Genomic DNA, 23,615 nt, shown 5'->3' on the forward strand with positions numbered 1-23,615 from the left:
CCCGCCGTCCCCCGTCCAGGGAAGGAACGCACGCCATGACGAGTCCCGAATCCGAACAGACCCTGACCACCGACGTGTTGGTGATCGGCGGCGGCCCCGCCGGCACCTGGGCCGCGATCAAGGCCGCCCAGGCCGGCGCCGACGTCGTCCTGGCCGACAAGGGCTACACGGGTGCCAGCGGAGCGACCGCATCGGTCGGCACCGGCATCTGGTACGTCGACGACGTCCCCGAGCTGCGCGAGGCCGCCATAGCCGGCCGGGAGGGCCTCGGCGGCCACCTCGCCGACCGGGACTGGATGGCCCGGGTCCTCGACGAGACCCACGCCCGCATGGACGAGCTCGCCCGGGTACAGCGCTACCCCTTCCCCGTCGACGCCCGGGGCCGTCAGCTCCGCGGTGACCTCCAAGGCCCCGAATACATGCGCCGGCAGCGGATCCGCGTACAGCGTCTGGGCGTGCGCATCCTCGACCACACCCCGGCACTGGAACTGCTGGTCGATGCCGACTCGGTCCTGTCGGGCGCGCGGGCGGTGGACCGTACGACCGGTGAGAGCGTCCGTATCGAGGCGGGCGCGGTCGTGCTCGCCGCCGGCGGCTGCGCCTTCCAGTCCAAGACCCTCGGCTGTGACGTCAACACCGGGGACGGCGCCCTGCTTGCCGTGGAGGCGGGCGCACAGCTGTCCGGGATGGAGTTCTCCAACGCCTACGCCATCGCCCCCAAGGGCACGTCACTGACCAAGACGGCCTACTACTCATGGGCGAACTTCTACCGCGCCGACGGTTCGGTGCTCGAAGGCGCGGCCAGCCAGGGCGGCCGGTCGGCCATCGCACGGGCGCTGCTCAGGGAACCGGTCTACGCCCGCTTCGACCGGGCGACGCCCGACGATCAGCGCGCCATGCGGAAGGGACAGCCGAACACCTTCCTGGTCTTCGACCGGCTGGGCATCAACCCGTTCACGGACCTCTTCGAGATCACCCTGCTGGCAGAGGGCACCGTGCGCGGGACGGGCGGGGTACGCATCGCCGGCGAGGACTGCTCCACCGACGTCCCGGGTCTCTACGCCGCCGGTGACACCGCGACACGCGAGCTGATCTGCGGCGGCTTCACCGGGGGCGGCAGCCACAACGCCGCGTGGGCCGCCTCCTCGGGCAGCTGGGCGGGCCGGGGCGCCGCCGCGTTCGCCACCCGGCGGGGCCGTCCCGGCCGCGGGCTGCGGGCGGTCGGCACGGCCGGTCTGCGCCCGACCGGCGCCGTGACGGTCGGCCACCGCGAGGTCGTCGCCGACGTACAGCGCCAGGTGCTGCCGTACGACCGCAACTACCTGAGGCACGCGGACCGCCTGGACCCGGCCCTGCGCTCCTTGCACGGGACATGGACCGCGGTGCGCGAAGGGCTGGGCGGACGCGGTGAGGACCTGTTCCGGGCCAGGGAGGCGGCCGCGATGGTGGCGCACGGCCGCTGGATGTATCACGCGGCCCTGCAGCGGACCGAGTCGCGCGGCATGCACAAGCGCATCGACCGGCCGGGGCAGGACCCGGCCCAGCACTACCGGCTGCTCACGGGCGGGCTCGACGAGGTCTGGAGCCGTCCGGAGTCCGCGCCACGGGCGACCGTCGTCGAAGGAGGCCGAGCGGCGTGATCGAGATCGTCGAACCGGACCGCTGCATCGGATGCGACCTGTGCATCGACGTCTGCCCGACGCGTGTCTTCGACCGCGGTCCGGACGGCGTCCCGGTGATCGCCAGACAGGACAGCTGCCAGACCTGCTTCCAGTGCGAGGCGTACTGCCCCACCGACGCGCTGTTCGTCGCGCCGCTGGTGAGCGCGGCCGCTCCCGGTTCGCGTTTCCGTGATGTGCGGGAGCTGGAAGAGTCCGGCCTGCTCGGCGGGTATCGCCGCGAACTCGGCTGGGGCAGGGGCAGGGCACTCGGCGCCCGTACGGCGGTCGGGCCCCGGTACCCCGACTGAGAACCGGCGCCGACCCCGCCGCCGACGACGTGTCGTCACGGCTGACCGAAGGTGCGCAGGGCCAGTTCCGCGCGCAGTCGGGTCAGCCGGTCGATCTCGGCGTCGAGGGCCGCGAGCCTGCGGGCGATCACCCCGAAGCCGGGTCGGTCGCTGTCGGGGTGCCCGCACCGCCCCGGAGGGAGCTCGCCGAGCAGGGCTAGCCGGTCGGCGAGACTGCGCAGGTCCCCGACGGTGAGACCGAGCGCCAGCAGCTCACGGATGACACGGACCCTGGCCACCTCGTCCGGCCCGTACTCACGTTGCCCGGCGGCCGTGCGCCGCGGTGGTGGCAGCAGCCCCCGTTCCTCGTAGAACCGCAGTGCCCGCGGGGTGGTCCCCGCCGCTGCCGCCGCGTCCCCGATCCGCATGTCCGCCCCCGAGCCTCAGCCGCCGTCGCCGCGACCGCGCGCCGACGTGTCACCGCGGCGGCAACTCCACGACGACGGTTCCGAAGTGCCGCCCCTCGAACAGTTCCTGCAACGCCCGAGGGGCGCGGTCCATGCCCGGGATCCGCGTATGAGGGAAGGTGATCTCGCCGGAACGCAGCCAGTCCCCGAAGCGCTTGGTCCACTCCGCCCCGACGTCGGGATGGTCCTGTCCGCTGTAGCCGTGCAGCGAGACGCCCTGGCCGACGAGGCGGAAGGTGTCGATCTCCGCGGGTGAACTGCCACCGCCGCGGCGCGGCGACAGCTGTCCCGACAGCGCGCCCACCAGGGCGAGGCGGGCGCCCCGGCGCGCGGCGCGCACGGCCGCGGTCAGCTGCGCACCGCCGACGTTGTCCAGGAGCACGTCGATGCCGTCCGGTGCCGCCGCGGCCAGTTGCTCGTCGAGGGGCCGGGTCCCGGGCACCACGACCGCGTCGTAGCCCAGTTCGGCCCGCAGCCGTTCGGCCTTGGCCTGCGACCGGGTGCTCCCGATGATCCTCCCGGCGCCCAGCAGCCGGGCGATCTGGCCCGCCAGCGTTCCCACGGCTCCCGCCGCTCCGGTGACGAACACCGTGTCGCCGGGGCGGACTTCGGCGAGCCGGGTCAACGCCCCGTAGGCGGCCGATCCGGACGAGAGGTGGGCCACCGGGTCGGGCAGCAGGTCGCCGAGCGGAGTGCAGTCCGTCGCCGCGACGAGCGCGTACTCCCGCCACCCGAGCAGATGCGTGACCGTGTCCCCCGGACGCAACGGACCGCCGGGCCCGGCCGCGACGACCTCACCCACCGCGGGACCGTACAGCGTGTCGCCGGGGTGGATGCGGGGGAGCGGCATGCCGTCGGCCTCGTCGCCGATCAGCGTGCGCAGCCCGGGAAAGACGAGGAAGTACTGGTTCCTTACGAGGACTTGTCCCGGCCCGGGGCGGGGGACCGGCCTTGGCACGATCGTGAGGTGTTCGGGTCCGGGCAGCCCGCCGGGTGTGTCGGCCAGCAGGATCTCGCGGGACGTGGAGGGCAGGTCGTCGACCATGTCGGGACTCCTGAACGGGTTCGAGGGTGCGCGAGGGCGTGAGCGAGGGCTGGGGCAGCCGGACGGTCGGGCTGCCGGAGCGCAGAACCTAACCCCTGACGCGTACGTCAAGGGCAAGCCGGTCGTGCTGCCTCTCGACGGCGTCACGGAGCAACTCCTCTACGACAGAGGTGCGTTCGACGAGTCAGACACCCTGTCGTGCCGACTCGAACGCTCCGTTGACACCCTGCGCCCCACGTGCTTCGATCCCGCCATGCCGTCGCCGGAGCCTCTGACTCGCCGCCGCGCCGTGGACCTCGTCCGGGTCGCCGCCGCGCTGTGTCGGACGCGCGGCTGATCGCCCCCTCCGCTCTCTGACAGCTCTGTCAACCGCCTGGCCGGCAAAGAGAGTTGTGTCGGCTGTCGCCGGATGCCCGGGCCTGGCCCGTGCCGCCCCCTGCCGTGCTCCTTCGCCCCCTCATGACGAGGACCCGCCATGTCTGCTGCCACCCCCTCCGGTCACCGCCACGAAACCGACTACGACCGCCGGAGGCTGCGCCAGTGGCTCGCCGGTGAGGCCAGGGCCGACGGGGTCACCCGCCGTCGGCTGCTCACCCTGCTCGCCGCCACCGCCGCCGGGACCGCACTCGGGAACCCCCGCTCCGCCCGCGCCGCCGTCGCCGGAATCGTCAAGCCGCTGCCGCCCGAGTGGTTCGTCGAGCGCGGCACCAACGCCGAGACCCGCTGGGAGGCGCTGCGCGGGACCGGCCATCACACCCCCAACGAGCTGTTCTTCGTGCGCAACCACACCGCCACCCCCGTCCTGGAGGCCGACGCCTGGAGGCTGAGACTGTGGGGGAGCGGACTGCGCGGCAGCCCGGGCGAGGACCGGCCGGTGGAGTTCGGGTACGACGACCTGCGCGCCCTGCCGGCCGTCACCCGGACCGCCTTCGTCGAGTGCGCAGGCAACGGCCGCTCCTCCTACACGACACAGCAGGGCGAGACCGTCACCGGCACCGCGTGGACCCTGGGCGCGATCGGGGTCGCCCGCTGGCGCGGGGTGCGCCTCGCCGACGTACTGCGCAGGGCCGGGCTCTCCCACGACGCCGTGGACGTGCAGCCGCGCGGCCTGGACGCCGAGTACGTCAGCGGCGGTGAGAGCCTCGGCCGGGTACGCCGTCCGCTGCCGTTGGCCAAGGCCCTGGACGACGTACTGCTCGCGTACGAGATGAACGGTGAGCGGCTTCCGTACGACCACGGGTATCCGGTGCGGGTGTTGGTGCCCTCCTGGGTGGGGATCGCGTCGATCAAGTGGGTCGGCGACATCGAGGTGTCCGCCGAGCCGCTCTACTCGCCCTGGAACACCACCTTCTACCGCCTGTTCGGCCCCTCCTACCCGGAGGGCGGCAGCGCACCGCTCACCCGGCAGGCGACGAAGAGCGCCTTCGAGCTGGCCGACGGGGCCACGTTCACGGCGGGGCACCGCCACGTAGTGCACGGACGGTCGTGGTCGGGTGCGGGCGCCGTCGCCCGGGTCGACATCAGCACCGACGGCGGGACGAGCTGGCGCCGCGCCCACCTGACCGACCGGCCCCGCGCCGGTACCTGGACCCGCTGGTCCCTGGACTGGCAGCCGGAGGAGCCCGGCGCCACCCACCTGCTGGCCCGGGCCACCGACACCGCCGGCCGCACTCAGCCGGACATCGCCGTGCCCAACACACAGGGCTACCTGTTCGACGCGGTGGTACGGCATCCGGTGAGCGTGGTGTGACGGCTCGCCGGCCCATCGTCTGATCCGGCGATGCCCTCGGACCGCGCCGCTCAGCGGACTTCGGAGAGCCTGCCCGTGGCCACGTCGAAGACGAAACCGCGGACGCGGTCCTTGTGCACGACGAAGGGGTCCGCCTTGATGCGCGCGATGGACTGCCGCACGTCCGTGTCCAGATCGGCGAAGGCCTCGGCCGCCCAGGGCGGACGGATTCCGGTGTCCTTCTGGATGGCGTCCTTGAACCCGTCGTCGGTGAAGGTCAGCATGCCGCAGTCGGTGTGGTGGATGAGGATGATCTCCTCGGTGCCGAGCAGCCGCTGGCTGATGGCGAGCGAGCGGATCTCGTCCTGGGTGACCACACCGCCCGCGTTGCGGATGACGTGGGCCTCGCCCTCGTTCAGGCCGAGGATCGCGTAGACGTTCAGCCGGGCGTCCATGCAGGCCACGACGGCGATCCGCCGGGAGGGCGGCAGGGGCAGCGGGCCGGAGAAGGACTCCGCGTAACGGGCGTTGTTGGCCAGCAGTTCGTCGGTCACGGACATGGGGGACCTCGGCTTCCTCTGGTGCTACGGGTGGCGTGGGGCGGGCGGTGGCACGGTGCGGCCCCGGACGTCCGGGGCCGCGGAGCACTGTCACGCGGCCCGGCTACAGAACCCGTCGAAGAGGTGGACGCGACGCGAGGGCCAGAAGCCCGTCAGCGTGGCGGCGAAGGTCGCCATTTCTCCAGTGAACCGGCCGACACCGCCCTCGGCAAGAGAATGGATGTTCGGTCACCTCCTGGTGGCCGCGAGTATTGCGGCTCCGTGAAATGAAGAGGTGCGGGCGACGGAATCGCCCTCGCCAGGCACCAGGCATTCACCGAACTCGTCCACCCCGAGGCGGGGTTGTCCCGGCTCGCCTACCACGTCAACGTCGACCTCACCCGCTACGACCTCGACGGCCCGCTGCCGTCCCTCGACGAGGTCGGCGTCGAGGGCCACTACCGGGAGGTCGTCGAGTTCGCCGAGCGGGAGAAGCTGAGCGTGCTCGAGATCGGGCGCTGGTACGGGGCCCGCACCGAGGGCAACATGATGCCGAGACGGCCCGGCTGCGCATGCTGGAGCATCACGAACACGACCGGGACACCCGCATCCGGCAGAAGGTGCGCCGGGACACCGGCGGCGAGCCCCCGACGGGCTGAGGGCGGCCCGGGACCTGCCGAGTCACCCGTTGCGGGTTGCCGGATGCCCGGTCGTCCGGAAAGTGCGCTCTTGTCGCGACAGGGCAGGACGGCGGACTCTGGCAGCAGGCACAGCGGTACGCGTACCGGACGTCGGATCCCCGACGACCCTGAGGCGGCTCAGGAGGCTCCCGGATGTCGGTTTCACCGGAGTGCAATGTTGATGGTTCTGCCGTCACCGAACAGCAGGCGGAGGCGCTGGTCGAAGGAGTCTGTTTCAAGACGGGCCCGCCGCGCAGCGTGGGTGTCGAAGTGGAATGGCTTGTCCACCGGGAGCGTGCGCCGCACGAGTCCGTGGGCCGGGAAGAACTGGCGGCGGCCCACGCCGACCTGCGAACCCTCCCGTTGACGTCCGGGCTGAGTGTCGAGCCCGGCGGTCAGGTGGAACTGAGTTCCCGGCCGGCCCCGTCGCTGGCCGCGTGTGTCTCGGAGGTCTCCGCCGATCTGGACGCGGTGCGCAGCGCGCTGCGTGAGCACGGTCTGGCCCTGGCCGGCATGGGCGTCGATCCCTGGCAGCGGCCTCGCCGCTTCCTGCGGGAGCGGCGGTACGACGCGATGGAGGCCTGCCTCGACCGTACGGGCCCGGCGGGGCGCACCCTGATGTGCACGTCGGCCTCCGTCCAGGTGTGCCTCGACGCCGGACGGGAGGAGCCCGGCGTCATGGGATTCGCGCGCCGCTGGTGGCTGGCGCACCACCTGGGCGCGGTCCTTGTCGCGGTGTTCGCGAACTCGCCCATGGCCGAAGGCCGCGCCACGGGCTGGCTGTCCACCCGGCAGCTGATGTGGGCGGAACTCGATCCGGGACGGGCCGGCGGGCCCTCCCTGGCCCACGATCCGCGGCACGCCTGGGTCCGGCGGGTCCTCGACGCGCCGGTGATGTGCGTACGCCGGGACGGCCCCTGGGAGGTGCCGGACGGAGTGAGCTTCCGCGAATGGACCCGCTCGCGCACCATGCGCCCCCCGACCCACGCGGACCTCGACTATCACATCAGCACGCTGTTTCCGCCGGTCAGGCCGCGCGGACACCTGGAACTGCGCATGATCGACGCACAGCCCGGCGACGACGGCTGGATCGTGCCGCTCGCGGTGGTCACGGCCCTGTTCGACGACCCCGGTGCAGCCGCGATCGCGAACCGGGCCGTGGCCCCCCTGGCGGAGCGGGGTGCCGGGGCCCCGGCACCGCACAATCCGCTGTGGACCGCGGCGGCACGCCACGGGCTCGCCGACCCGCAACTCGGGCGTGCCGCCGTGACCTGTTTCGCCGCGGCGCTGGACGCCCTGCCGCGACTGGGCGCGAGCGCCAGGGTCGTGGCCGCGGTCGCCGCCTACGCCGACCGCTACGTCGCACGCGGCCGCTGCCCGGCCGACGACGTACTCGACCGGGAGGCGTCCGGACGGCTCCGAGCGGAATGGTGAGCTGCGCCGAGCTGTTGCCCCAGGAGCGTCCGAGGTCGTCAAGACGCCTGTGGAGCACGAGAGTTCGGGCCGCGTCGTGCTCCGGGGCGACTCCGCGGGACGCCCTCTGGCCGGTGCATCGATCGCACAGGGAAGGACACTGCGTGCGCGCATACGGATTCAAGTCGAACGGCGGACCGGAAGCCCTGGAAGAGATCCAGGTGCCGACTCCGCGGCCGGGCCCGGGCCAGGTGCTGATCGAGGTCGCGTACGCCGGGGTGAACTTCGCCGAGGTACAGCACCGAAGGGGCGAGTTCGGCGAGCCGGACGGCCCCGGCGGCTACGACGTGCCCGGGCTGGAAGTCTCCGGCACGGTGGCGGCGCTCGGCAGCGGGGTGACGGAACGGGCTGTCGGCGAGCAGGTCGCGGCCTACCTTCCGGCCTTCGGCGGATACGCGGAGTTCGCCGTGGCCGACACGGACTTCGTCCGGCCGGCGGCCGGGCTCCCGCCGGCCGTCGCGGCCGGGGTGCCGTGCGTCTTTCCGACGGCCTACGGGGTGCTGACGGACGCGGGACGGCTGCGCGAGGGCGAGACGGTCCTGATCCACGCGGCGGCCGGCGGGGTCGGCTCGGCCGCGGCACGGATCGCACGGGCGCTCGGCGCCGCCCGGGTTCTCGGCACGGTCGGCTCCGCGACCAAGACACAGCTGGCCGCCGAGCTGGGCTACGACGCCCTGTTCGTCAGGGAGGACTTCGAGGACGCGGTCCGCGAGGCCACCGCGGGGCGTGGGGTGGACCTGGTGCTGGACCCCGTCGGCGGGCCGGTGCGGCGCGCAAGCCTGGAGGTGCTGGCGCCCTTCGGCCGGGTGGTCGCCTACGGGGACCTCGGACGTGACGCCGACTGGACGGCGGACGTCTGGGACCTGTGGAAGAACAACAGGACCGTCGCCGGATACAACATCGGTGACGTCGCCCGCCGTTCGCCCGCGACCATCGGCGAGCTCCTGTCCAGGGCGTTGTCCGCACTCGCCTCCGGAGCACTGGCCCACGTCCCTCCCACCGTCGTCCCGGCGGCGGACGTCGTCGAGGTCCACCGACGCCACGAGGCCGGGCGGACCCACGGGAAGACCGTGCTGACGCTCGCGCGGGACATCGAGGGCTGAGCCGGGCGGTGCGTTGTGCCGCCGTACCGGCGACCGGCCACCCGGTCGTCGGTACGGCGGACCGCGGCGCTGAGGTGCTCAGCCCGCCTCCCGTCGTTCGGGTGCGGAGCGGTGGGTGAGGGGCGCGCGCAGGCCGAGGTGTTCGCGCAGCGTGGTGCCGGTGTACTCGGCGCGGTAGACCCCGCGTTCCTGCAGTTCCGGGACGAGCAGGTCGACGATGTCGTCGAGGCCGTCGGGGATGAGGTACGGCGTGACGTTGAAGCCGTCGACCGCGCCGTGCCGCACGAAGCGGGCGAACTTGTCGGCCAGACCGGACGGGGTGCCGACATGCCCGCGCTGCGGCCCGAGCGCGATGACGGTCTCGCGCAGCGACCAGCCGTGCGCCGCCGCCTTCGCCCGCCACTCCGCCACCACCGCGCGCGGGTCGGCGATGCGCCGGGCCCCGAAGGAGCCGTCGTTCTCGGCGACCACCGGGTCCTCGGAGGGCAGCGGGCCGTCGGCGTCGCGATCGGACAGGTCGATGCCCCACAACAGCCCGGCGATCCCCAACGCCGTTGCGGGAGTGACCTGCTGGAGCCGGATCCAGCGCTTCTTCTCCTCGGCCTCCTCCTCGGTGGCACCGATGATGATCTCGGTGCCGGGCAGGATCCGCAGGTCGTCGTCGGGCCGCCCGGCCGCGCGCAGTCGGTGCCGGATGTCCTCGGCGAAGGCCAGCGCGTCGTCGAAGTCGTTGCCGTGCGCGGAGAAGATGACGTCGGCGTTGCGGGCGGCGAAGTCACGCCCCTCGCCGGAGTCACCGGCCTGGAAGATCACCGGGTGACCCTGGGCGCTGCGCGGCAGGGTGGGGGCCAGGTCGACGTCGAACTGCGGTCCCCGGTGGCGTACTTGGCGTACGGCGCCGGGCACCGACCAGGCGGGCGCGTCCACGGACATGGCGACTGCCTTGTCGTCCCAGCCGTCCCACAGGGCGCGGGCCACGGTGAGGAACTCCTCGGCGCGCCGGTAGCGGTCGGCGTGGTCGAGATAGCCGCCGCGGCGGAAGTTGGCGCCGGTCCAGGCGTTGTCCGTGGTCACCACGTTCCAGCCGGCGCGGCCTTCGGAGAGGAGGTCGAGGCCGGAGAGGCGGCGGGCGAGGTCGGCGGGCTCGTTGTAGGTGGAGTTGGAGGTGGAGACCAGGCCGATCCGGCGGGTGACCGCGGCCAGTGCCGCGAGCTGGGTGATGGCGTCCGGCCGTCCGGCCACGTCGAGATCATGGATCCTGCCGTCGACCTCGCGCAGCCGGAGTCCCTCACCGAGGAAGAACGCGTCGAACAGGCCCCGTTCGGCGGTCTGGGCGACGCGCCGGAACGAGGCGGGGTCGATCTGCGAGCCGCTGTCGGGCGCGGACCAGATGGTCCAGTGGTTCACGCCCTGGAAGAACACTCCGAAGTGCAGTTGGGCGTGTGGCAGGGGGACGTCGAGGGGGTCGGTGCGGGTCATCGGGTCTCCTCCTGGACGGCCGCGGCCGCGAATCGGTTGGCGGGACGCTCCAGGCCGAGGGCCGAGCGCAGGGACGTGCCGGGCAACGGCCGGGCGACGAGCCGCCGTTCGGACAGGGCCGGCAGGACGAGGCGGGAGAGGACGGCGAGATCCTCGTCCAGCACCAGCGGATGCAGCCGCACCCCCTCCACATGACGGCTCAACTCACCGAGAACGGCAACCAGTCCGTCCGCGGAACCGACGTACCGCAACCGCCCGCGATCGGCCCACGGCGCATACCGTTCCAGGTCGGCGACGCGCTCGGCGCCGGTCGCGTCCGGGGTGTCCAGCGCCACCTCGACCTCGGCGAAGACGCGGGGTGTACCGGCGCCGGCGGCGGCCGCGGCGACCGCGGCCGGGTCGCGGCCCTCGACCAGGGCCACGTCGAGGTGCGCGGCGGGCACCCGGTCCGGGCGGCCCAGGACGACGACCTGCCCCTGCGGGGGGCGCGGCACGATCGCCGGGCCCTTGACGGCGTAGGTCTCCCCGGTGAAGTCGATGTAGTGCAGCCGGTCGCGGTCGAGGTAGCGGCTGGTGGCGACGGACCGGATGACCGCGTCGTCCTCCCACGAGTCCCACAGGGCGCGGGCCACCTCGACACCGTCCCGGGACTCCCGGGCCCGCGCGGCCGCGTCGGCGACCTGGGGGCGCCCCCAGACCCGGGCAGCCTCGGGGTGCTCCTCCTCCGTCACCACCCACCCGGCACGGCCGGCGGAGATGTGGTCCAGGGACGCCAACTGGCTGGAGACATGGAAGGGTTCGGCATACGTGACCGGGACGACGGGTGCGATGCCGATCGTGCTGGTGGACGCCGCGACGAAGGCCGCCCGCTCCACCGCCCCGATACGGCCGACGGGATCGGGCGCGGTACCGGGCGGCAGCACCCCGTCGTCCAGGGTGATCAGAGCGAACCCGGCGTTCTCGGCCGCGGCGGCGAGCCCGGCCGCACGGCGCGGGGCCAGCAACCGGTCGGGTGCGTGGGCGGCGCGGCGCCAGGCCGCGGGGTGGGTGCCGTCACCGTCGATCTCGACGGCGAGGTGCAGGGCGGGGCCGGACAATGGACGTTCCTTCCGGGAAGCACGGGAAGCACGGGAAGCACGGGAAGCACGGGAAGCACGGGAACTCGCGACCGCGAGGCCGCGACGGAGGAGCCGGGCGGGGGCCCGGCAGGACAGGCCGGACAGGCCGGACAGAGCCACGGCCGGACGGGCCGGGCGAGGCCACGGCGTGAGGGTGCCGACGAGACGCGCCGGCAGGGCTCAGAGGCGTGCGGAAGGACAGACGGCGGAGCAGGTGCGGCAGTAGTCGACATGCCGGCGGACGATCAGACGCACGCTGGAGCGCACACCCTGCGGTGCCGCCGCGCCAGAAACGTGCATCAAGGGCCTCCGCCCATCAGAAACCGATCGGTTCACCGTACGTCGCCCGCCCCGGCGGATGTCAAGAACAAGCGGCACGGCCCACATCGGTGCCACCGACCCGCCATCGCGGCAGAGCCGGAGGCCAGTGTGCTCGGTGGCCCGTCCCTCGGCGGCGCGCAGGACCGACAGGAGGTCTCGGCAACCCGACCACGGCCCGTATCCCGATTGAAACCGTTCAATTGCCCCCTGGCTTTCGTGTCGCGCGCCGCTCGCCCCCGGTGCGCTCGAACCAGCCGTGTCACGAAATCGCCTGCACGACGATTGACCCCCGCTTTCCCCGGCTTTACGTTACCCACGCATCTCGATATTGAATCGATTCAATCCGGTTCATCCCATCCGTGTGGAGTGAGGAGTCGCAGGTGATCAGCAGGAGGAACATGCTCGCGGCCGCGGCCGCCACGGTCGCGGCGGCCGCCGTCGACGGTGTACCGGCGGCAACCGCGTCGGCTTCCGGACAGCCGCAGGCGCAGGCGCAGGCACAGACCCGGCCGGGCGTGGCGGGTGACGCGCTGAGCGTCGCCGCGCCGACCGTCGAGTACGTCCGGCACCCCCTGGGCCTCGATGTCCAACGCCCGCGGCTGAGCTGGCCGTTGGTCTCCGACGGGGTGGACGTGCGGCAGAGCGCCTATCAGGTCCGGGTCGCCACCACGGCCTCGGGACTTTCCCGTCCGGACGTCTGGGACAGCGGGAAGGTCGCCTCCGGCGAGTCCGTCCTCGTGCCGTACGCCGGCCGCGCGCTGACGTCCCGGACGCGCTACCACTGGTCCGTGCGGGTGTGGGACGGCGCGGGCAGGGTCTCCGGGTGGAGCGCGCCCTCGTGGTGGGAGACCGGGCTCATGGGCACCGGGCAGTGGACCGCCGACTGGATCTCCGCACCGGCGAGCCTCACCGACGCACCGTCGTTCGAAGGCGGTTCGTGGATCTGGTTCCCCGAGGGCGACCCGACGAGCAGCGCGCCGGCGGCCACCCGTTGGTTCCGCCGCACCGCCGAACTGCCCGCCGGGATCACGGCGGCGACGCTCGCCATCACCGCGGACAACGTGTACGCCGCCTCCGTGAACGGAGTCGAGGTGGCGCACACCGACCTCGACACCGACAACGAGGACTGGCGTCGCCCGGCCGTGATCGACGTACTGGACCGGGTGCAGGCCGGCGACAACGTCATCGCCGTCTCGGCCACCAACGCGACCGTGGGCCCGGCGGGACTCGTCGCCGTCCTCGTGGTGCGTACCGCCTCGGGTGAGCAGAAGGTGTTCACCGACGCGTCCTGGAGGGCCACGGACGCGGAACCGGCCGACGGCTGGCAGGAGTTGGCGTTCGACGACGGGGGCTGGCCCGCCGCCAGGGTGGCGGCCGCCTGGGGTGGTGGGCCGTGGGGGAGGGTGGTCCCGGTGTCGTACGCAGTAACCCAGCTGCGGCACGAGTTCCGGCTCCCGCGCAAGAAGGTGGCCCGCGCCCGCCTGTACGCCACGGCGCTCGGCCTGTACGAGGCCCACCTCAACGGCAGCCGTGTGGGCGACGACCAGCTGGCGCCCGGCTGGACGGACTACCGCACGCGCGTCCAGTACCGGACGTACGACGTCACCGGGCTGCTGCGGCCCGGTGCCAATGCCATCGGGGCGTACCTGGCGCCCGGCTGGTACGCGGGCAACGTGGGCATGTTCGGGCCCGGGCAGTATGGTCAACACCCTTCCTTGCGCGCGCAGTTGGAGGTGGAGTATGCGGACGGCACGAGCGAGCGCGTCACGTCGTCCACCGACTGGCGGGCCGCCGCCGGGCCGATCGTCGCCGCCGACCTGCTGAACGGCGAGACGTACGACGCCCGCAAGGAGACCCCCGGCTGGACCGCACCCGGCTTCGACGACGCGAACTGGCCCGGCGCGCGCGGTGAGGGCGACATCGGCCCCGGGCTGATCGTCGCGCAGGTGGACGGTCCGGTGCGCGTGGAGCGGGAGCTGACCCCGAAGGAGGTGACCCAACCCAGGCCCGGGGTCTACGTGTTCGACCTGGGACAGAACATGGTCGGCTCGGTACGGCTGCGGGTGACGGGCGCCGCGGGCACGACCGTACGGCTCAGACACGCCGAGGTGCTCAACCCCGACGGCACGGTCTACACCGCGAACCTGCGGAGCGCGGCGGCGACGGACACGTACACCCTGAAGGGCGGCGGGGAGGAGGTCTACGAGCCGCGTTTCACCTTCCACGGGTTCCGCTACGTCGAGGTGACCGGATTCCCGGGTACCCCCACGGCCAAGGCCGTCACCGGGCGCGTCATGCACACGGACGCCCCCTTCACCCTGGACTTCGAGACCGACGTGCCGATGCTGAACCAGCTGCACCACAACATCACGTGGGGTCAGCGCGGCAACTTCCTCTCCGTGCCGACCGACACGCCCGCACGCGACGAGCGGCTGGGCTGGACGAGGGACATCAACGTCTTCTCGCCCACCGCCGCCTACACCATGGAGTCCGCCCGGTTCCTGTCCAAGTGGCTCGTCGACCTGCGGGACTCGCGGACCTCGGCGGGTGCGTTCACGGACGTGGCGCCGGTGGTCGGGACCCTCGGCAACGGCACCGCCGGCTGGGGCGACGCGGGCGTCACCGTACCCTGGGCCCTCTACCAGGCCTACGGCGATCGCCAGGTCATCGCGGACGCCCTCCCCTCCGTCCGGGACTGGCTGACGTACCTGGAGCAGCACAGCGACGGACTGCTGCGCCCCGCCGAGGGATACGGCGACTGGCTGAACGTCGACGACGAGACCCCCAAGGACGTCATCGCCACCGCGTACTTCGCGCACAGCGCCGACCTCGCGGCCCGGATGGCGGCGGAACTCGGCGAGGACGCGGACGCCGCGACCTACCGCGACCTCTTCGGCCGGATACGGGCGGCCTTCCAGAGCGCCTACGTCACCGCCGACGGCAAGGTGAAGGGCGACACGCAGACGGCGTACGTCCTGGCCCTGTCCATGGACCTGCTCCCGGACGCCTCGCGCCAGGCCGCGGCCGACCGCCTCGTCACCCTGATCGAGGCCAGGGACTGGCACCTGTCCACCGGCTTCCTCGGCACGCCCCGGCTGCTGCCCGTCCTGACCGACACCGGGCACACCGACGTCGCCTACCGGCTGCTGCAACAGCGCACCTTCCCCAGCTGGGGCTACCAGATCGACCGGGGCTCCACCACCATGTGGGAACGCTGGGACTCCGTCCGGCCCGACGGCAGCTTCCAGGACCCGGCCATGAACTCGTTCAACCACTACGCCTACGGCTCGGTGGGGGAGTGGATGTACACCAACATCGCGGGCATCGCGGCGGGCCGGCCCGGGTACCGCGAGATCGTCGTCCGACCCCGTCCGGGCGGCGCCGTCACCACCGCCGACGCCCGCTTCACCTCGGTCCACGGCCCCGTCGCCACCCGGTGGCGGCAGCGGTCCGGCCGCTTCACCCTGACCTGTACGGTGCCGCCCAACACGACCGCCGAGGTCTGGATCCCCACGGACACGCCGAAGAAGGTGACCCACACGCACGGCACCTTCCTGCGCCAGGAGGACGGCTGCGCGGTCTACCAAGTCGGCTCCGGCACCCACCACTTCACGGCCTGACACCGGCTCCTTCGGCCCCGCGAGGCGGACAGCGCACCCACGCGTCCGCCTCGCCGCCGCACACCTCGGCCGTGTGCTCCCGACCCATTGTGTTGAGCCTTGCGCCCCCTTACTGTTCGACTTTGCCCGAGTCTGTTTGGTGTTGATTGCTCAGTCGGTCTGGAGGCCGCGGTGCGGAGTGATCGGATCGGTTCAGAGGCTGCGAGACCCGGTCGGCGTCGATGGTGGCGGCCCGTCCTCGCGGCGGCCGCGACCCTCGCCCTGGGCGCGGGCATGATCGCGCCCGCCGCGGCGGCGCAGGACGTCGGCGGGCAGGCACCCGCTGCCGCCCCCGGCGCCGCCCCGCAGGCGCACACGGTGAGTCTGGACGGCTACTCGTTCCTCGTCGACGGCAAGCGCACCTACCTGTGGTCCGGCGAGTTCCACTACTTCCGGCTGCCGAGTCCGGACCTGTGGCGCGACATCTTCCAGAAGATGAAGGCCGCCGGGTTCAACTCCACCTCGCTGTACTTCGACTGGGGATACCACTCGCCGAAGCCGGGTGTGTACGACTTCACCGGGGTGCGGGACGTCGACAAGCTCCTCGACATGGCCCAGGAGGCCGGGCTCTACGTCATCGCCCGCCCGGCGCCGTACATCAACGCGGAGGTCGACAGCGGCGGCCTCCCCGGCTGGCTGACCACCAAGGCCGGCAACAACCGCAGCGACGACCCGCGGTTCCTGAAGTACGCGGACGAGTGGCTGTCCCAGATCGACCGGATCATCGCCCGCCACCAACTGACCAACGGCACCGGGTCGGTCATCGCCTACCAGGTCGAGAACGAGTACTACAACGGCTCGGCCGCCGGCCGCTCCTACATGCAGCACCTGGAGGACAAGGCCCGCGCCGACGGCATCACGGTCCCGCTGACCGGCAACAACAACGGCACCTTCAACTCCGGCACCGGCGCCCTGGACGTCGACGGCCCGGACTCCTACCCCCAGGGCTTCGACTGCTCCAACCCCGCGAAGTGGAACGGCGTCCCCGACATCAGCTACGACCACCCGGCCGGAAAGCCGCTGTACTCGCCTGAGTTCCAGGGCGGCGCCTTCGACCCCTGGGGCGGCCCGGGCTACGACAAGTGCGCCCAGCTGATCAACGACCAGTTCGCCGACGTCTTCTACAAGCAGAACATCGCCGTCGGCACGACCGCGCAGAGCTTCTACATGACCTACGGCGGCACCAACTGGGGCTGGCTGGGCATGCCGGAGAACTACACGTCGTACGACTACGGGGCCGCGATCCGCGAGACCCGCCAGCTCGACCCGAAGTACTACGAGGACAAGCTGATCGGGTACTTCACCCAGTCGGTCGCCCCGCTGACCAAGACCGAGGCGATCAGGGCCACCCCACCGGACGACTCCGCGATCGTCGACACCGCCCGGATGAACCCCGACACCAAGACGCAGTTCCACGTCCTGCGGCACGGCAACTCCACGTCCACCGCGGTCGACAAGACCCACATCTCACTGGACCTCAACGCCCAGCCGGCCTCGGACACCACCTACACCTGGGACGACCCCGACTCCGCGCTGCAGTACGCCGGTTCGTGGTCGCACGTGGCCAACACCAGCTACACCGGCGGCGACTACAAGCACACCGAGTCGTTCTCCAACAAGGCCGGCGACTCGCTCACCGTCCCCTTCGACGGCACCGCGATCCGCTGGATCGGCTCGAAGACGAACAACCACGGCTACGCCGACGTCTACCTCGACGGCACCAAGATGGCGACGGTCGACGACTCCGGCGGCGAGAACCAGGCCGTGCTCTTCCAGAAGACCGGCCTCGCGCCGGGTGCGCACACCCTGAAGATCGTCGTCGACGGAACCCACGGCTCCGGGTCCACCGACAACTACGTGGCCGTCGACGCCATCGACGTACCGACCGCCGGCACAGCGGAGCCGACCTACCCGGTCGTGCCCCAGCAGCCCGGCACCGCGATCACCCTCGACGGCCGCGACTCGCACGTGATCGTGGCCGACTACCGTCTCGGGGACGCGCAGTTGCAGTACTCGACGTCCGAGATCATGACCAGCGCGACGATCGGGGACCGGGACGTCGCCGTGCTCTACGGCGACGCGGGCAGCGACGGCGAGACCGTCCTGCGCTACGCCACCGAGCCCACCGTGACCGCCACCGGCGGCACGGTCACCACCACCTGGGACGCGACCACCGGGGACCTGCGCCTCAACTACACGCACAAGGGCCTGATCCGCATCAGCATCAGCGGCGACGGGAAGCGCCCGCTCCTGCTGCTCGTCGGCGACAAGGCCACGGCGGAGACCTTCTGGCGCCAGGACACGGCGACCGGCCCGGTGCTCGTGCGCGGCACCCACCTGCTGCGCACGGCGACCAGCCTGGACGACGGCCGCACCGTGGCCCTCACCGGCGACAACGCCGACGACAAGAACATCGAGGTGTTCACCTCCGCCGACCGGGTCACCTGGAACGGCAGGACGGTGCGCGGTGAGGCCACCGACACGGCGAGCCGCACCGGGTCGATCCCGACGGCCGCCCCGGTCCACCTGCCGGAACTGACGAACTGGAAGCACGCCGAGGAGTCACCCGAAGCGGCCTCCGGCTTCGACGACTCCAGCTGGCAGGTGGCCGACAAGGCGACCACCAACAGCGTCTCCGGCAGCGACTCGCAGCCGGTGCTCTACGCGGACGACTACGGCTTCCACACCGGCAACACCTGGTACCGAGGCCGCTTCCGCGCCACCGGCAAGGAGACCGGCGTCCACCTGGTCTCGGACTCCGGCGGCGGCGCACAGGCGTTCTCCGCCTGGCTCAACGGCACCTTCCTGGGCAGCTCCACCACCGGCAGCGCCGACTTCACCTTCCCCGCCGGTTCGGTGAACGCCGAGGGGGACAACGTCATCTCCGTCCTCACCGTGAACATGGGACACGAGGAGGACTACAACTCGACCAACGGCAACAAGACCGCGCGCGGCCTGACCAGCGCCTCCCTCACCGGGGCGCCGCTGACCTCCGTCACCTGGCGGGTGCAGGGCGTACGCGGCGGCGAGGACCTCCAGGACACGGTGCGCGGCCCGCTCTCGACGGGCGGCCTGTACGGCGAACGGGCCGGCTGGTCCCTGCCCGGCTACCCGGACCGGAACTGGGACCAGGTGTCCCTGCCGACCACCGACACCCGCCCCGGTGTCTCCTGGTACCGCACCGACGCCGACCTGGACCTGCCGCACGGCCAGGACACCTCGCTGGGGCTGACGTTCACCGACGACCCGTCCCGCACGTACCGTGCCACGATCTTCGTGAACGGCTGGCAGGTCGGAAACTACGTCAACTATCTCGGCCCCCAGCACACCTTCCCCGTGCCCGACGGCATCCTCAACCCCAACGGCCACAACAGCATCGCCATCGCCGTCTGGAACCTGGACGGCAGCACCGGCGGCCTCGGCAAGGTCTCGCTCACCGACTACGGCAGCTACGCCTCGTCCCTGCGCGTCGCACAGAACGACAGCCCCCGCTACGACGCCGGGAGGTACGCGATGCCGCAGCGTCCGGGTGTCGATGTCACCCTGGACGCGCCGGACACCGCGCAGTCCGCCCAGGCCTTCACGGCCGAGGCGACGGTACGGGTGCCGAAGGACCGGCCGTCCGCCTCTCACCTGACGGCTTCGCTCTCCGCCCCCGACGGCTGGAGCGTGACCGCCACGACCCCTGGCTCGGTCCAGCGGGTGCGACCGGGTGAATCGGCCACCTTCACCTGGACGGTGCGGCCGCCGGACGGGGCCCTGCCGTCCGCCTCGGCGCTCACCGCCACGGTGGACTACACCCAGAGCGGACGGCAGGCCACCGGCAGTGACGAGCGCATCGTCGGCGGGATCCCGCCGGCCCCGCCGGCCGGGAAGAGCGCGGTGAGCGACCTGCCGTTCCTGTCGTCCACCAACGGATGGGGTCCGGTGGAGCGCGACACCAGCGTCGGCGAACAGGCGGCCGGGGACGGCCGTCCGATCACCGTCGCCGGCGTCGGTTACGCCAAGGGCCTGGGCACCAACTCGGTCAGCGACGTCCAGCTCTATCTCGCCGGAAAATGTTCCCGGTTGACGGCGGAGGTCGGTGTCGACGACGAGACCGGCGGGGCGGGAACGGTGACGTTCTCCGTGATCGCCGACGGCAAGACGCTGGTGACCACTCCGACGATCCGCGGAAAACAGGCCGCGGTGCCGATCGACGTCGACGTCAGCGGCGCCCAGGTGCTCGATCTGAAGGTCGGCGACGCCGGCGACGGGAACGGCAACGACCACGGCGACTGGGGGGCACCGACACTGACGTGCGGTTAGCCGGAGGAGACGCCGGGCCCGGATTCCGGGGCAACACACGATGGACTTCCGGGCACTTGGTCATGTCCGCTCTCCTGGCTGGACCGACCGTTTCGGAACGGAACGGGTGGCCGGACGATTGCGGACTGACAAGGTGTGACCTCGACCGGGTGGTCGAGAACAGGGTCAACCGGTGGCGTATTGGCTGTTTCCGCCCAGCCGTTGTTCCTCGCGCGCTTCATCCCGGGGCGCGCCCACCGTGTCCGCGCGTGCTGAAAGAGGTGCGTGCGGGCAGCTTGACACGCGCGGAGGTACATGGGGTGCGCCGTACCCGTCGGGGTAGTGTGTTCGATGTTCGAACAGTTCTGCGTGGGAATGGTGGTGACGGCTGCGGTGGGAAGACCGGCCGTCCGAGCCGCTGCATGTGACCTCTGAAGATGGAGCCGATGAACGTGTCGACTCGTGGCGGACGGCTGCGGAGCCGAGCCGCCACAGCAGCCATCGTCTGCGCGATCGCCGTGTTACCCGGCCCGAGTTACGCAACCCCGGGCGCACCCGATCCGCGCAACGACAAGTCGATCGAGGACATCCAGGACGAGTTGAACGGCCTCTACCGTCAGGCGGAGGTGGCCACCGAGGCGTACGACGCCGCCGGTGTGAAGGCGGCCGAGCAGGAGAAGCGGCTGGCGTCGCTCCACAAGGACCTGGCCCGTACCGAGGACAGGCTGGCCGACCTGCACGACCTCGCGGGTGCCGCCGCCCGCACGCAGTACCGCGGGGGCAATCTCGACTCCACGGGCCTCCAGTTGCTGCTCGGCGACCACCCCGACCACGCCCTGGACGACGCGGCCCAGGCCCGGCAGGCCCTGCGCGACGTCGTGACCGTGTCCGAGAGCCAGAGCAACGCCCGGGCGGAGCTGAGCCGGCAGACGGACGCCGCCGCGGAGAAGCTGCGGGAACTGAAGAAGACCCGCACGGACAAGGCCGAGGCGAAGGAGAAGATCGAGAAGAAGATCGCCGAGGCCGAGCAGATCGAGGCGGGGCTGAAGAAGGAACAGACCCGCAAGCTGGCCCAGTTGGAGAAGGAAGAGGCGAAGGAGGCCGAGTCCAAGTGGACGGGACCCGGTTCCGGCGGCAGCACCTCGACCGGTACCGGTTCGGGCGGCGGCCGGACGAAGGCGAGCGGGGCGGCCGCGAAGGCCGTCGACTTCGCGCTGGCGCAGATCGGCAAACCGTACGTGTGGGGCGCCGTGGGCCCCTCGTCGTACGACTGCTCGGGACTGACCTCCACCGCGTGGGCGGCGGCCGGGCATCCCATACCGCGCACCTCGCAGGCGCAGTGGCAGGGACTGACCCGGGTCAGCCTGGCCTCCGTGCAGCCCGGAGACCTGATCATCTACTACGACGCCACCCACGTGGGCATGTACATAGGCGACGGACAGATCGTCCACGCCCCGCGGCCCGGACGCACGGTCACCACCGCCCCGGCCGCCTCCATGCCCATCCTCGGTGTCGTCCGACCCGGAGTCTGAGCGGATGACCTACTCACTGACCCCCCGTAACGAGGGAAACCTGCCCGCGCTCACCGCACCGCCGCTGATCCGGCTCGACGCCTACGTGGCCGAGGACGGGTCGACGGTGGTCAACGGCCATCTGCTGGAGATGGGCGGCACGCGGCCCCCCAACGAGGCGATCCTCGACGCGATCGCCATGTTCGCCCGCACCCTCGGCGCCCCGGTGGCGGCCACCGTCATCGACCGCAGCGTGCTGCAGGTGGCGCGCCTGCGGGTCTACCCCGACGGCTCCAGCCGCACCATCGCCGACGAGGAGGACCTGCCGCCCGGGCGCGAGCGCACCGCCGCGGAGGAGGAGGCGTTCCCTCCGCTCGCCCGTGTCGAACGCATCATCGAGCACGCGCAGCGCGGGGAGCTGCACGCGGCGTCCGTCCTCGCCGGCGCCCTGCGGGAGCACCTCACGCTGCGCCGGGGCGCCGAGGACGAACTCTCGCTGGAGGCACGGGCGATCGAGGCGTACCTCGCGTACCAGCGCGGCGACTACATGCTCTCCACGGTCCTCGCGCTGACCGTCGCGCGCATCCGCTGCCGCACCGACCTGAACCGCGCGGCACCCGAGGTGGCCCGCGCCACCGCGGCGTGGCAGCGGCTGACGGACGACGGCCAGGTGGCCACCCGAGGGCAGGAACTGCTGCACATGTGGGAACACCTGGGCGCGGAGGGCATCCCGCTGGAACCCGCCCACCAGGCCATGGCCCGGGCCGTCCGGAGCCGGCTCGAACGGGGCAACCGCTCACTGCCTGCCCCGGCCCCGGCCACGGCACCGGCGGTGACGGCGGGTCAGGGGCCGATCGCCCCCGAGGACACGCCCCTCAGCCCCACGCGCCGGGGGCTACGACGATTCACCCGGCGCGCCGGGCGCTCCGCCGAGTCGCAGTCCTGAGCGGGTCCGGCGACGTCCGCCGGGGTTCGGCAGCGCCCCGAAGGGGCGCGGGGCTGTACAGCTATGCGGCTGCCGCCGCGCGGGCGCGACCAGCCACGATGGCGCCGCAGTCGACCGACGGCCTGTCGCGGCACTTCCAGCGGAGCGCTCAGCGGTCTGCGGACGGCACGGGCCGGCCGGTGAGCGCGTCGAGGAGCACGCGTTCCCCGAGCGGCCCGCGGAGCTCCACCTCGACGTCCTGCTCCAGCAGCTCGGCGGTGCACGGGCCGCTCCGTGCTCCCTTGACGGAGGCGTAGAGCACGACGCTCTCGTCCGTCTCCAGGGCCTTGACGACGGGGCCGTCGTCGCAGCCCCCGTGCGTGGCCCGCACCGTGACGGACCGGCCGTCCGCCGCCGTCCCGGCAAGCCGGGTGAGACCCCTGAGGCCGCCCGCGTCCCCCTCCCGGACCGGAGCGACGGGCGACTCGGGAGGCTTCGACGCGATGACGGCGACCCGCTTGAGCGGGCTGTCGTAGCCGTCGAGCGTGAACAGCCAAGCGGGGACGGTGGCCGTGCCGCGGCTCGTGGCGATGGCCGTCGTGCCGAGCTTCGCTCCCGTCACGGTCAGCCGGGGGCCCGTAGTGTCGTTGAGGGCGAAGGACCGGTACGCCTTCGCCGCTCCCCACAGCGGACGGGTGAGGGTGCCGCCGCTCGTCCACTCCACCTTCCCCTGGTCGGTGGTGGCGGCGGGCAGATCGCCCCGCAGGGTGAAGTTCCTGGCGTCGTAGGCCTGTTCGTCCGCCCGGCTGTGCCAGCCCGACTGCGGAATCTGCACCGCGTCGGCCATGGGGAAGTATCCCCGGCTCCACACGGCGGCCGCCGCGGATCCCCGCCAGGCGTCGGCCACTTGCCGGGCCCGCTGCTCCTGCGCCCGCGCCGACCGGGCCTGCCCGTCGTCGGCTCGCGAGCCGTCGTCGCAACCCGCAAGGAGGCAGGTGCCCAACACGGGCGCGACAAGCAGGCCGACCACACGCTTCGCTCGTACGTTCATGACGTCCCCCGGAGTTCGTTTCCTGGCGCGGCGGTCTCGTGTCCACACCTTCGACGCACGGAGGGGCGTCGAGGTTCGCCGCCAACTCTGGTGCCGTGTACGAATCTTGTTTGCCCGCTGTACGCCTTCCCCGTGTGTGATGTCGGGCGGTTGTGAACGTGGTGGGAGCGATCCCATCCGTCCACCGCCGTCTCGCCCCGAGTGGGCGCGCTCCGGGCCGTTCGGTTCGACAACGTTGTCCCGAGCAGGGCCGGACCGTGCGTGTGTACCGCGACGATGG

Annotated in this window: 15 protein-coding genes; 9 read left to right on the forward strand and 6 right to left on the reverse strand. The window is 72.1% G+C overall.

The genetic code is table 11. The features are described from left to right. Positions 1 to 35: 35 nt before the first annotated feature. Positions 36 to 1,640, forward strand: a complete 1,605-nt coding sequence (locus ABT137_RS04165) for an FAD-dependent oxidoreductase (RefSeq protein WP_351702060.1) — start codon at positions 36 to 38, stop codon at positions 1,638 to 1,640. Further along, positions 1,637 to 1,969: a 4Fe-4S dicluster domain-containing protein gene (locus ABT137_RS04170; protein WP_351702063.1), complete on the forward strand. Its 333-nt coding sequence runs from the start codon at positions 1,637 to 1,639 to the stop codon at positions 1,967 to 1,969. The genes ABT137_RS04165 and ABT137_RS04170 overlap by 4 nt, the downstream gene beginning before the upstream one ends. 35 nt (positions 1,970 to 2,004) lie before the next feature. Here ABT137_RS04170 and ABT137_RS04175 read toward each other — a convergent pair whose 3' ends face one another. Continuing rightward, complete coding sequence (locus ABT137_RS04175) at positions 2,005 to 2,376, reverse strand: MerR family transcriptional regulator (protein ID WP_351702066.1); 372 nt, start codon at positions 2,374 to 2,376, stop codon at positions 2,005 to 2,007. A gap of 49 nt (positions 2,377 to 2,425) precedes the next feature. Beyond that, the gene (locus ABT137_RS04180) at positions 2,426 to 3,460 is read right to left on the reverse strand and encodes an MDR family NADP-dependent oxidoreductase (RefSeq protein WP_351702069.1); all 1,035 of its coding nucleotides are present in this window, start codon (positions 3,458 to 3,460) and stop codon (positions 2,426 to 2,428) included. A 475-nt stretch (positions 3,461 to 3,935) separates the two neighbouring features. Here ABT137_RS04180 and ABT137_RS04185 point away from each other — a divergent pair, with 475 nt between their 5' ends. Continuing rightward, positions 3,936 to 5,210, forward strand: a complete 1,275-nt coding sequence (locus ABT137_RS04185) for a sulfite oxidase (protein ID WP_351702072.1) — start codon at positions 3,936 to 3,938, stop codon at positions 5,208 to 5,210. Positions 5,211 to 5,260: 50 nt separating this feature from the next. Here ABT137_RS04185 and ABT137_RS04190 read toward each other — a convergent pair whose 3' ends face one another. Further along, complete coding sequence (locus tag ABT137_RS04190; protein ID WP_351702075.1) at positions 5,261 to 5,749, reverse strand: beta-class carbonic anhydrase; 489 nt, start codon at positions 5,747 to 5,749, stop codon at positions 5,261 to 5,263. Between the two features lie 812 nt (positions 5,750 to 6,561). On the opposite strand from ABT137_RS04190, the gene egtA reads away from it, so the two are divergent. Together egtA and ABT137_RS04200 are read left to right on the forward strand one after the other, a co-directional pair. Beyond that, positions 6,562 to 7,842, forward strand: coding sequence for an ergothioneine biosynthesis glutamate--cysteine ligase EgtA (gene egtA, locus ABT137_RS04195; RefSeq protein ID WP_351702078.1), 1,281 nt, complete (start codon positions 6,562 to 6,564; stop codon positions 7,840 to 7,842). Positions 7,843 to 7,985: 143 nt separating this feature from the next. Continuing rightward, positions 7,986 to 8,984: a quinone oxidoreductase family protein gene (locus ABT137_RS04200; protein WP_351702081.1), complete on the forward strand. Its 999-nt coding sequence runs from the start codon at positions 7,986 to 7,988 to the stop codon at positions 8,982 to 8,984. A 78-nt stretch (positions 8,985 to 9,062) separates the two neighbouring features. Here ABT137_RS04200 and ABT137_RS04205 read toward each other — a convergent pair whose 3' ends face one another. After that, positions 9,063 to 10,463, reverse strand: a complete 1,401-nt coding sequence (locus ABT137_RS04205; protein ID WP_351702084.1) for an NtaA/DmoA family FMN-dependent monooxygenase — start codon at positions 10,461 to 10,463, stop codon at positions 9,063 to 9,065. Beyond that, positions 10,460 to 11,560 carry an LLM class flavin-dependent oxidoreductase gene (locus ABT137_RS04210; RefSeq protein ID WP_351702087.1) on the reverse strand — a complete coding sequence of 367 codons (1,101 nt, stop codon included), beginning with the start codon at positions 11,558 to 11,560 and terminating at the stop codon, positions 10,460 to 10,462. Before ABT137_RS04210 ends, ABT137_RS04205 begins: the two co-directional genes overlap by 4 nt. Positions 11,561 to 12,282: 722 nt before the next feature. Between ABT137_RS04210 and ABT137_RS04215 the strand changes: the two genes are divergently transcribed. The 4 genes from ABT137_RS04215 (at position 12,283) to ABT137_RS04230 (ending at position 22,305) form a co-directional block, all read left to right on the forward strand. Next, entirely contained in the window at positions 12,283 to 15,522 is a 3,240-nt protein-coding gene (locus ABT137_RS04215) for an alpha-L-rhamnosidase (protein WP_351702090.1), read from the forward strand. A gap of 273 nt (positions 15,523 to 15,795) precedes the next feature. Continuing rightward, entirely contained in the window at positions 15,796 to 19,869 is a 4,074-nt protein-coding gene (locus tag ABT137_RS04220) for a beta-galactosidase (RefSeq protein ID WP_502984469.1), read from the forward strand. Between the two features lie 425 nt (positions 19,870 to 20,294). Then, positions 20,295 to 21,380 (forward strand): C40 family peptidase, encoded by a 1,086-nt coding sequence (locus ABT137_RS04225; protein WP_351702096.1) that lies wholly within the window; start codon positions 20,295 to 20,297, stop codon positions 21,378 to 21,380. A 4-nt stretch (positions 21,381 to 21,384) separates the two neighbouring features. Beyond that, on the forward strand, positions 21,385 to 22,305 hold the full coding sequence (locus ABT137_RS04230; RefSeq protein WP_351702098.1) for a hypothetical protein: 921 nt from the start codon (positions 21,385 to 21,387) through the stop codon (positions 22,303 to 22,305). A 148-nt stretch (positions 22,306 to 22,453) separates the two neighbouring features. Here ABT137_RS04230 and ABT137_RS04235 read toward each other — a convergent pair whose 3' ends face one another. Beyond that, the gene (locus tag ABT137_RS04235; protein WP_351702101.1) at positions 22,454 to 23,335 is read right to left on the reverse strand and encodes a hypothetical protein; all 882 of its coding nucleotides are present in this window, start codon (positions 23,333 to 23,335) and stop codon (positions 22,454 to 22,456) included. Positions 23,336 to 23,615 lie beyond the last annotated feature (280 nt).

Source organism: Streptomyces sp. NPDC001980 (genome assembly GCF_040296885.1).
Lineage (GTDB): Bacteria > Actinomycetota > Actinomycetes > Streptomycetales > Streptomycetaceae > Streptomyces.

Excerpts from the sequence above, each read along its gene's own strand:
- ABT137_RS04180 (WP_351702069.1), bottom strand. The coding sequence starts at position 3,460 with ATGGTCGACGACCTGCCCTCCACGTCCCGCGAGATCCTGCTGGCCGAC.
- ABT137_RS04235 (WP_351702101.1), bottom strand. The coding sequence starts at position 23,335 with ATGAACGTACGAGCGAAGCGTGTGGTCGGCCTGCTTGTCGCGCCCGTG.
- ABT137_RS04230 (WP_351702098.1), top strand. The coding sequence starts at position 21,385 with ATGACCTACTCACTGACCCCCCGTAACGAGGGAAACCTGCCCGCGCTC.
- egtA (WP_351702078.1), top strand. The coding sequence starts at position 6,562 with ATGTCGGTTTCACCGGAGTGCAATGTTGATGGTTCTGCCGTCACCGAA.
- ABT137_RS04225 (WP_351702096.1), top strand. The coding sequence starts at position 20,295 with ATGAACGTGTCGACTCGTGGCGGACGGCTGCGGAGCCGAGCCGCCACA.
- ABT137_RS04190 (WP_351702075.1), bottom strand. The coding sequence starts at position 5,749 with ATGTCCGTGACCGACGAACTGCTGGCCAACAACGCCCGTTACGCGGAG.
- ABT137_RS04175 (WP_351702066.1), bottom strand. The coding sequence starts at position 2,376 with ATGCGGATCGGGGACGCGGCGGCAGCGGCGGGGACCACCCCGCGGGCA.
- ABT137_RS04185 (WP_351702072.1), top strand. The coding sequence starts at position 3,936 with ATGTCTGCTGCCACCCCCTCCGGTCACCGCCACGAAACCGACTACGAC.
- ABT137_RS04205 (WP_351702084.1), bottom strand. The coding sequence starts at position 10,463 with ATGACCCGCACCGACCCCCTCGACGTCCCCCTGCCACACGCCCAACTG.
- ABT137_RS04220 (WP_502984469.1), top strand. The coding sequence starts at position 15,796 with ATGATCGCGCCCGCCGCGGCGGCGCAGGACGTCGGCGGGCAGGCACCC.
- ABT137_RS04165 (WP_351702060.1), top strand. The coding sequence starts at position 36 with ATGACGAGTCCCGAATCCGAACAGACCCTGACCACCGACGTGTTGGTG.